The sequence below is a fragment of the Nitrospirota bacterium genome, from assembly GCA_016235245.1.
Classification (GTDB): domain Bacteria; phylum Nitrospirota; class Thermodesulfovibrionia; order Thermodesulfovibrionales; family UBA6898; genus UBA6898.
Map to the genome: position 1 here is coordinate 1 of JACRLO010000013.1, position 9,227 is coordinate 9,227.

Consider the following 9,227-nt stretch of genomic DNA (forward strand, 5'->3'; position numbering starts at 1 on the left):
CATCGTTCCCCGGACCCTCTGCCTGAGATGCCACTGGGAAAGGGACGAGAAGTTCCCCAAGGCCCCTGACATCAGCAAATCACGGTATCATGCAAAACACGTTTTCATCGAAAAGATCGAATGCACCAAATGCCATGGGTACAGAACTCACAAATTTTCTCTTGAAGAGCGGTATTGCCTGACCTGCCACAAAGACAAGGGGTTCCGTCCTCATGGAACGACAGACAAGCCCCATGAAAAAATACCGATGGGTGAACTACCCTGCCTGAACTGCCATACTGACCGCACATCCAACCTGCTGCCAGAGAGGAAGAAATGTCTCTTCTGTCATGGCGATGAAAAAGTCAGGAAGGAACTGACAAGCGATAATACGATTGACGTCAGGCATTTCAGACCGTCCGAGGAAACCGTCAAAAAGGCCGTCAAGATAAATGTCCCTGATAAGGCTCCTATGCAGTTCGAATGCAGGACATGCCATAACCCGCATCTGCGGGCCCGTCCTGACTGGGCAACCTGCACCGTCAAGTGCCACACAACGGTTCCATATACGGGCAAGCACGAAATTCACCTGCAGATGAACCTGCAGTGCAAGAATTGCCACAAACCTCACGGATGGAAAGTGACTCCGGAGCAGGCAAAGAAAGACTGCGTGACGTGCCACGAATATAAGGACCCAAAGCTTTTCATTAAATAAGTAGATAGGGCGCAGCGGGCCGGAAACAGATAAATATACATCCGGCCCGCTCAGATTTCAGTATAATACGGTAACGCTTAGGGGAGGTGCATTGCATGAAGAGTCATGTATTCAGACCGCTGTTGGTAGTAATCGGCCTCGTTGTCATTGTCCTTATCATCCGGGTTTTCTATGTTCCCAAGGATTTCGGTATCCATGAACGGGGATATATGTATGGGTGGTACAGGGAAGGCAACATCGAGGAATGGAAAACACAGGTTAAGGTCAAGTATCAGGGCAAGGAGTATTGCTCAGGTTGTCACGCTGACAAGGTTCAAACCATCGATAAGACCCCGCATGCTGTCATTCAGTGCGAAAACTGCCATGGGCCGGCAAACGATGCAATAGCCGATCACCCTTCTGAACAGCGACCGAAGCTCACCATCGATAAGACCCGGGGGCAGTGCCTCAGGTGTCACTCGAAGCTGCACTACCCGTCGAGCGGCCGTGACAAGATCAGGGGGATAGACCCTGACAAGCATAATCCTGATATCGAATGCGTCATGTGCCACAATCCTCATAAGCCAAGCCTGGAGGGATTGAAATGAACAGAAGAGATTTTCTGAAAAATACGGTAAAAGGTGTAGCAGGTCTCGGCATTTCAGCGGCAGCAATAGAGTTTCTAAACCCGAAAGATATTCTCGCCAATATTAATAAAGATACGGCTAAAGTCAGATGGGCCTTTCTCGTTAATACGTACAAGTGCGTTGGCTGCGGCTTCTGCGTAAAGGCCTGCAAACAGGAAAACGAGATTCCCTATGACGCCAATGTTACCAGGACCTGGGTCGAGCGCTATGTCATCACCAAGGATGGGAAGCGCTATGCTGATACGCCAAAGGGTGCGCGTGACGGCTTTATCACGACAAAGATCGAAATGGGAAAAGATAAGTTCCAGGAAGTAAAGGATGAAGACATTCAAAAGGCCTTCTTTGTCCCGAAGCTCTGCAACCAGTGCGAAAACCCTCCCTGTGTGCAGGTTTGCCCTGTAGGTGCCACGTATCAGGCCCCAGACGGTGTTGTACTTGTTGACAGGACATGGTGCATCGGCTGCGGGTACTGCATCATGGGATGTCCCTATGGCGTTCGCTTCTTCCATCCTAAATACCATACTGCCGAAAAATGCAATTTCTGCTATCACCGGATCACTAAGGGACTCAAAACAGCCTGTGTGCAGGCCTGCCCATTCGGCGCACGCCAGATCGGCAATATCAAGGACCCAAACGATCCTATCACAAAAATTATATTAACTGAGCGAGTCGGTATTCTGAAGGAAGAATTCGGCACAAAACCCCAGGTCTTTTATATAGGCCTTGACAGGGAGGTAAAATAAGATGGTACATGGTGAACTCTGGACCGTAAAAGAGCTTTTTGTATATCCCAACGAATACATCTACTGGAGCGTACAGATCGTCATGTATCCTTTTATGACCGGTCTTGTTGCCGGAGCTTTTGTGCTCTCCTCTCTCTATCATGTTTTTGGCATCAAGGAACTGAAGGACATCGCTCGTTTCGCGCTGGTTTTTTCCTTTGCTCTGCTTTTTGTGGCACCGGTGCCAATCATTCTGCATCTGCAGCATCCCTTCAGAGGCATCAACAACCTTATGACACCCCATTTCACGTCAGCGATTGCAGCCTTCGGCATCGTCTTTTCAACCTATGGCGCTATTGTCGCTTCAGAACTCTGGTTTCTGTACCGCAGGCATTTTGTAAGTATCGCGCAGCCCCTGAAAGATAAACAGGACAAGACACTGGGTGAATGGATTAAATTTTTCATCTTCTGTTCTCTCACCCTTGGCGTGTATGATGTCAGTGATGAATCTCTCAAAAAAGATGAAAAAGCGATCAAGGTCCTGGCAGGGCTCGGTATTCCTGTTGCCTGCTTCCTTCACGGATATGCCGGATTCATCTTCGGTTCGGTAAAGGCAAATGCGCTCTGGATGACGCCGCTTATGCCGGTCATATTTATTATGTCTGCCATTGTGTCGGGGATTGCACTCTGCATGCTCACCTATATCCTGACAATGGAAGCGCGAAAATTCCTTTCGAAACGCAAAAAAGCTACTCAGCTCGGCCATCAAACATCTGAAGAGCTTCAGAGCGCAGAGGTCAATGTTATCCGCATGACAGCAAAATATCTGCTTCTGTTTCTCGTCTTTGCGATCAGCCTTGAACTTTTGGATCTTGTCTTCCGGGGATATACGGCTACAAAATCATGGGATGTTCTCAGAAGCGTCATCTACGGCAAGGATTTTACCAATATCTTCATTCTTCAATACACAATCGGCAACCTTATCCCGTTCATTCTTTTTCTTCTTCCCAATCTCACGATACGCAGGGCCGTGCTTGCAGTTGTCCTCGTGATGTTCGGCGTCTTCATGATGCGTTGGAACGTCGTTGTTGGGGGCCAGGCATTTTCACTCTCGTTTGCCGGGTATATGCATTATCATCTGCCGATCATTCCGCATGATTGGGAAACACTCAAGGAGGGGTTTTTTGGCGCCCTTGCCGTATTTTTAGCGCCCTTCGGGCTCTTCTGGATCATCACCAAAATCTTTCCTGTCTTCGACGTCAAAGAATCTCATTAATCCGTCATGCCTGCAGTCCTCATCCCGGGGACTGCAGGCATCATCGTTACCTTCCCCCCGCTTCCAAATTGTTATTGCATCAGCCTTGTTCTGTAATATAATGAAAGTAAGTTTCACCACTGAAAATAATGAGGTTCTATGCGTTCTCTTAGGCAGTTAAAGGGACTTGCCCGTAATTTCGTGCTGCTGGCGGTAGCCATCCTGCCTGTACAGTTTGCAGCCTCGGCAGAGCATGCTGCTCCTGCAAAAAAATTTCTTGTCCCCCCCCCTCCCTTCAGCCCCGGTATATTCCCCTGCTCTCAGTGCCATCAGGGCATGCCGGTTAACCGCACTCCCCGAAAGCTTGAGATGATGCACCAGGATATTGCGCTCAAGCATATGCAGGATGGCTGGTGCTTTGACTGCCACAATCCTGACAACCGCGACAAACTGAGACTGACCAATGGCAAACTGGTATCCTTTGATGAGTCATATAATCTCTGCGGCCAGTGCCATGGCACGATCCTGCGTGAGTGGAAAGCAGGTCTGCACGGAAAGAGGACTGGCATGTGGAATGGTGAAAAACAGTATCTGCTCTGTGTGCACTGCCATTGGCCGCATGATCCTGTGTTCAAACCGCTTACACCTATGCCTCCGCCAGTAAGACCGGCAGACATAAAATAACGATGCCAATGCCAGAGGATACAAAAAAGGTTAAAAACATGAACAGAAGAACGTTTATTCAGGGAACAGCTCTCGGACTTGCAGGGATGACAGTTTCCATTGACCATGCTCATGCATCGTTCTGGGACGCTTTTTTCCAGAAGCACTTCCGGGAGATGAACGACTCAGAGATTCAAAAGGTCATAAGCCGCATTGAAAAAGAATGCGAAGAAAAATACAAAAAAACAATCAGCATAGGCAATGAAAAGCCGCTTTCGGGCGTACAGTTCGGATACGGCCTTGATCTTTCCCGCTGCATCGGCTGCAGGCGCTGTGTCTATGCATGTGTAGAGGAAAACAATCAGTCCCTTGACCCTCAAATTCACTGGATATCCGTTCTGAGATTCAGGAAGGGTGAGAAGTGGATCGATCTTGAAAATTCTGAGAAGTACTACAACCCTGAGAAGGTCCCTGAAAAAGAGTTTTTTTACATGCCGGTGCAATGCCAGCAGTGCGAGAATCCGCCTTGTGTGAGGGCCTGTCCAACACAGGCAACATGGAAAGAGCCTGATGGCATCGTGGTAATAGACTACAACTGGTGCATTGGCTGCAGATATTGCATGGCCGCCTGCCCGTACGGGGCTCGCCGGTTCAACTGGGCAGCACCGAACAGACCTCCGGAAAAGATCAATCCTAAAACCCATTATCTCGGCAACCGTCCGCGGTACAAAGGGGTGGTAGAAAAGTGTACATTCTGCATCCAGAGGACGCGCAACGGCCGTTACCCTGCCTGCGTCGAGATCTGTCCAGTGGGTGCGAGAAAATTCGGCAATCTCCTTGATCCGAACAGCGAGATTCGGTATGCCATTGAACACAAACGGGTCTTCAGGCTGAAGGAAGACCTGAACACGTATCCAAAATTCTATTACTTCTTTGCGTATGGAAGATAGGAGATGGTGATGCTGAAGATAATACATAATTTCCTTGTTGCCTGGAAGCTGGCATTCAAGGGTGATAAATGGTTCTATGCCTGGCTGGTCTTTCTTGCCACGCTCATGGCCATTGGTGCCAGCGCGTATCTGAACCAGATGAACAGAGGACTTATCATGACCGCCATGCGGGACCAGGTCTCCTGGGGGTTCTACATCTCGAACTTCACCTTTCTGGTCGGCGTTGCTGCCGCCGCCGTATTGCTGGTAGTGCCAGCGTACCTCTATAATTTCAAACCCATCAGGGAGATCGTTCTCTTCGGTGAACTGCTTGCGATCACGGCCATTATCATGTGCATCATGTTCATCATGGCAGATCTTGGCCAGCCTTTGCGCGTCTGGCATCTCATGCCCTTTATCGGCACGATGAATTTCCCGTCCTCCCTTCTTGCCTGGGATGTGCTGGTATTGAACGGTTACCTTGCCATCAATACGACAATAGCCTTCTATGTATTGTACCGCCTCTCTATCGGGAAAGAGTATAATATGTCTGTCATCGGCCCCCTCATCATCCTCTCCATCCCCTGGGCAATCAGCATTCATACCGTTACGGCGTTCCTGTACAACGGCCTTTCTGCGCGGCCCTTCTGGAACGCGTCGATCCTTGCCCCGCGCTTTCTTGCTTCAGCCTTCTGCTCAGGCCCGGCACTCATGATCCTTGTGTTCCAGTTGATCAGAAAACTGTCTTCGGTTGAGATAGAAAACCGTGCTCTCTTCAAGATCGCAGAGCTGATAGCATATGCCATGGCTATCAATCTTTTTCTTCTCGGCGCGGAGATCTTCAAGGAGTTCTATTCCGGCGGCATCCATTCAGAGCCGATGAAATACCTTTATTTTGGCATTCATGGCCAAACAAAGCTGGTACCCTGGATATGGATGGCTACGGTCCTGAATCTCACCGCCTTCTTTATCTTTCTCTTTCCACGGTCACGGGAGAACTTTACAACGCTCAACATGGCATGTATTTTTATGATCATCGGCATCTATATCGAAAAAGGCATGGGGCTCGTCATCCCCGGCTTCGTCCCCGACACGCTCGGCGAGATCTATGAGTATTCCCCCTCATCAACCGAGGTTCTTGTAACAATCGGCATATGGGCAACAGGGGCGCTCATCTATACCATGCTTCTGAAATTCTCACTTCCGATCTATACCGGCAAACTGAGATTCCAGAATAAGGAAGGGTGAATACTGTGGCGCCCCTCTTTGACAAAACTATCATAAAGTACTTTGCACGAGCAGGCACGATCGGCTTTCATATGGTGCTCTCCACCTTTGTCGGATATCTGATCGGTGCACAGCTGGACAAGTGGTTCGGCACCTCTCCCTGGTTCACGATCATCTTCCTCCTCCTCGGTATCGCAGCCGGCTTCAGGGAACTTGCGCGTATCGCCAAAAGGCTGTCAGATGACAATGATTAAAAAGATCTCCAGGAACTCGGCCATTATCCTTATATCCGCAGCTGTCATTGCAGCGTTCCTCCCCTGGGAGAACCTGCCCGTCAGCATTCTCGCCGGAGGACTGCTCGGCATCCTGAACATCAGGGCGCTTGCATGGAGCATTGAAGGGATCATCGGGACGTCCTCAGTAAATATGAAAATGCTTTTTTTCAGCCAGTTCCGTTGTGTGATGCTTGCCCTCGCTGTTGTTCTGCTGGCCTATCTGAGACTTGTAACTATTCCCGGCCTTATGGCCGGGTTCTCTGTTGTATTTATCCAGGTGCTGGTTGTGGGTTATCGTAATGCTGGAAGAACTGAAAAAAACAGCTAATCTATTCAAAACCGAATTGAAGGCGTACAGGTTTGCCATAAGGCATGCCGGTACGCCGAAGGCTGCCAAGGTCCTGCTTGGCGCTGCTATAGGATATACCCTGCTGCCTTTTGACATTATCCCTGACTTCATACCCGTCATAGGCCATATTGACGATGTCATCATCGTGCCGCTCCTGGTCATAGCAGCACTCGGCATGATTCCCCCGGAAGTGATGCAGGAATGCAGGGCTAAGGCTAAAGAAGAAGATTCCTTAGAAGAACACCAACGTACCTCAGGCAAAGATTAAAGAAATTGCTACGGCACGTCAGGATGGGTTATCTTCAGTTCTTCTCCGGTCAGTGCTTCCATCAGGAATGCCTTCAGGTGCTGTTTTTCGTCCGTTGAAAGCCCGAGAGGGGTCAGCCATCTATTGCCCTTGCCACCGCCTGCGTCAAAAAAGTCGATCACCTCATCGATAGAGGAGAAGATGCCGTTATGCATGTATGGGCCGGTGCGTGAAACCTCACGCACAGTCGGTGTCCTGAACGCCTTCCAGTCCTGTTTCTTCTTTGTGATCAGATACCGGCCCGGGTCTTCTTTCAGGTCACGATAGGCAGGGTAATGGTACACCTTCGCCACAAATCTCATCGTTGCAGTGACACGCGTGTCATCAGCCAGCGCAGGGTTTTCCGGCACATTCAGAGCGTAAAATTTATCATCTGAAAGATTCGAACCGTAATGGCACTCAATACATTTTCCCTTGCCTCTGAATATCTCGAACCCCTTCCTTGCATCAGGGGATAATGCCGTATCCTCTCCTTTGAGATACCTGTCATAGGGTGCATTCAGGGAAACGATAGTCCGCTCAAAGGCTGCAATTGCCATGGCAATGCGTTCACGAGTGGGCTCTCCCTTAAAAACCTTTTCAAAAGCCACAACATATTCAGGAACAACGCGGATCTCTTCCTCCAAAAAATCAAGGTTCTGATTCATCTCAAAGGCAGACATCATTGGAAACAGGGCCTGATCCTCCAGCGTCTTCACCCTTCCGTCATGAAACAGATTCTTATACATGCCGACATTGTACAAGGTCTGGGCATTGCGCCAGTTTCTCGTTGTGGGATAACTCTGGGAGATATCCTGTCCGTCAGCATACCCCTGCTCCGGCACATGGCATGTAGCACAGCTTGTTGTGCCATCACCGGAAAGCCTGCGGTCGAAAAAAAGCTTTTTCCCAAGTTCGATCTTCTCTGGCGTCTGGGGATTGTTCTTCGGTATCGGAACAGATTTGAAGGGCTCGAGATGACCGGCGGAGGAAGGAGAAACTTGAAGGCAAAGAAACAAAACGATAATACAGGGGATAAAACGATGTATAAAGTTTCTGTCATTCCCGCTTGTCGGGAATCGTTCTGTCCCGGAAGGATTGCGGACAAGCCGCAATGACGCTATCGACTTTCCCCATTTGCAATTACGCTGATATCCCTGACACCGTGGACCCTTGGATCCTGTCCTATCGCTTAACATTCTTCAGCTCCTCCTCAATGATCTGTTTCAGGTATTCATACGGCCTGTTTCCGACAACCTTTCTGCCATTAATAAAGTAGGTCGGCGTGCTGTACAGATCCATGTCAAAGGCCAATTGTTTGTCCTTCTCGATCGCTGCTGCATGTTTTTTACTGTCGATGGAGGCAGCAAACAGCCTCAGGTCAAGGCCAAGCTCTTTCGCATATTTCATCAGACTTTCGCGATCAAGCTTCGGTGAGTTCTTCAGGAGCAGGTCATGCATCTCCCAGTATTTGCCCTGATCACGAGCGGCAAGTGATGCCTCTGCAGCAATATGGGCATAGTCACGGTATTTGTAAGGATAGTTTTTGACTACAAGTCTTATTTTGCCTTTGTACGCATCCATGATCTTCCTGACGACCGGACCGGCCGCCACACAGTGCGGTCATTGGAAGTCGAGGAATTCAATAATTGTGACAGGCGCCTCCGCAACACCCTTTTGAGGAGAATCACCGACAGGGATGGTAAAACGTTTTTCATCAGCGGAAACAACTGAAAACAACAAAAAAACGAAGAAAGTCGCAGCTCGCATCAGCTTCATAGGTCACCTCAACAAAAGCAGCCTGAACGGATCATCCGTTCAGGCTGCATACCCGGTTATTGTTTTACTTCTTCGTAGGAAAGAACGTTGAAATACTTGCAGGCAAATTTGAAGAGGAATATTCCTAATGCCACCAGAAACAGGGTGACCATAAACTCATTGGTCGTAGGGAAATAGCTTGCACCCCGTTCATGAGCATGCCGTAAAAGACCGAAAATAGCAACATTCATCCGATTGATCACAACACCGACGATGACAAGCAAATTGACAAGAAATATGCTGCCCATGCTGTTGCGCATCGCAGGGATAAGGAGAAGTATCAGAGGAACAATTACCCCAACCGCCATCTCAAGCAGATAGAGCCTGGCCTCCATGGTTCCGGCAAACGCTGCCCCGAGACCAGGGCCTTTCAGCAATATGAA

13 protein-coding genes and 1 pseudogene are annotated in these 9,227 nt (G+C 49.2%); 10 read left to right on the top strand and 4 right to left on the bottom strand.

The window, feature by feature from the left end:
* The 10 genes from HZB31_06770 to HZB31_06815 form a co-directional block, all read left to right on the top strand.
* Nucleotides 1-694 (top strand): cytochrome c3 family protein (locus HZB31_06770; protein ID MBI5847639.1); only part of this gene is annotated, 694 nt, incomplete at its 5' end.
* A gap of 95 nt (nucleotides 695-789) precedes the next feature.
* Nucleotides 790-1,281, top strand: coding sequence for a cytochrome C (locus HZB31_06775; GenBank protein MBI5847640.1), 492 nt, complete (start codon nucleotides 790-792; stop codon nucleotides 1,279-1,281).
* Nucleotides 1,278-2,063 (top strand): 4Fe-4S dicluster domain-containing protein, encoded by a 786-nt coding sequence (locus HZB31_06780; protein ID MBI5847641.1) that lies wholly within the window; start codon nucleotides 1,278-1,280, stop codon nucleotides 2,061-2,063. The genes HZB31_06775 and HZB31_06780 overlap by 4 nt, the downstream gene beginning before the upstream one ends.
* Nucleotide 2,064: 1 nt before the next feature.
* Nucleotides 2,065-3,318: a polysulfide reductase NrfD gene (gene nrfD / locus HZB31_06785; protein ID MBI5847642.1), complete on the top strand. Its 1,254-nt coding sequence runs from the start codon at nucleotides 2,065-2,067 to the stop codon at nucleotides 3,316-3,318.
* Nucleotides 3,319-3,456: 138 nt separating this feature from the next.
* A complete protein-coding gene (locus HZB31_06790; protein MBI5847643.1) occupies nucleotides 3,457-3,981 on the top strand; it encodes a hypothetical protein in 525 nt (174 codons plus the stop codon).
* 2 nt (nucleotides 3,982-3,983) lie between these two features.
* Nucleotides 3,984-4,910, top strand: coding sequence for a 4Fe-4S dicluster domain-containing protein (locus HZB31_06795; GenBank protein ID MBI5847644.1), 927 nt, complete (start codon nucleotides 3,984-3,986; stop codon nucleotides 4,908-4,910).
* Nucleotides 4,911-4,919: 9 nt separating this feature from the next.
* Complete coding sequence (gene nrfD / locus HZB31_06800; GenBank protein MBI5847645.1) at nucleotides 4,920-6,137, top strand: polysulfide reductase NrfD; 1,218 nt, start codon at nucleotides 4,920-4,922, stop codon at nucleotides 6,135-6,137.
* A 71-nt stretch (nucleotides 6,138-6,208) separates the two neighbouring features.
* Entirely contained in the window at nucleotides 6,209-6,370 is a 162-nt protein-coding gene (locus tag HZB31_06805) for an AtpZ/AtpI family protein (GenBank protein MBI5847646.1), read from the top strand.
* On the top strand, nucleotides 6,357-6,719 hold the full coding sequence (locus HZB31_06810) for a hypothetical protein (protein ID MBI5847647.1): 363 nt from the start codon (nucleotides 6,357-6,359) through the stop codon (nucleotides 6,717-6,719). Before HZB31_06805 ends, HZB31_06810 begins: the two co-directional genes overlap by 14 nt.
* Complete coding sequence (locus HZB31_06815) at nucleotides 6,691-7,008, top strand: DUF1232 domain-containing protein (GenBank protein MBI5847648.1); 318 nt, start codon at nucleotides 6,691-6,693, stop codon at nucleotides 7,006-7,008. The genes HZB31_06810 and HZB31_06815 overlap by 29 nt, the downstream gene beginning before the upstream one ends.
* Before the next feature lie 8 nt (nucleotides 7,009-7,016).
* Here the strand turns inward: HZB31_06815 and HZB31_06820 are convergent, their stop codons facing one another.
* From HZB31_06820 to HZB31_06835, 4 genes and pseudogenes are all read right to left on the bottom strand, one after another.
* Nucleotides 7,017-8,225, bottom strand: a complete 1,209-nt coding sequence (locus tag HZB31_06820; GenBank protein MBI5847649.1) for a cytochrome-c peroxidase — start codon at nucleotides 8,223-8,225, stop codon at nucleotides 7,017-7,019.
* Nucleotides 8,212-8,646 (bottom strand): annotated as a pseudogene (locus tag HZB31_06825) (thioredoxin domain-containing protein). The gene HZB31_06820 and the pseudogene HZB31_06825 overlap by 14 nt, the downstream one beginning before the upstream one ends.
* 3 nt (nucleotides 8,647-8,649) lie before the next feature.
* A complete protein-coding gene (locus tag HZB31_06830) occupies nucleotides 8,650-8,805 on the bottom strand; it encodes a hypothetical protein (protein MBI5847650.1) in 156 nt (51 codons plus the stop codon).
* A gap of 56 nt (nucleotides 8,806-8,861) precedes the next feature.
* On the bottom strand, nucleotides 8,862-9,227 hold a 366-nt coding region (locus HZB31_06835), incomplete at its 5' end, for a hypothetical protein (protein MBI5847651.1).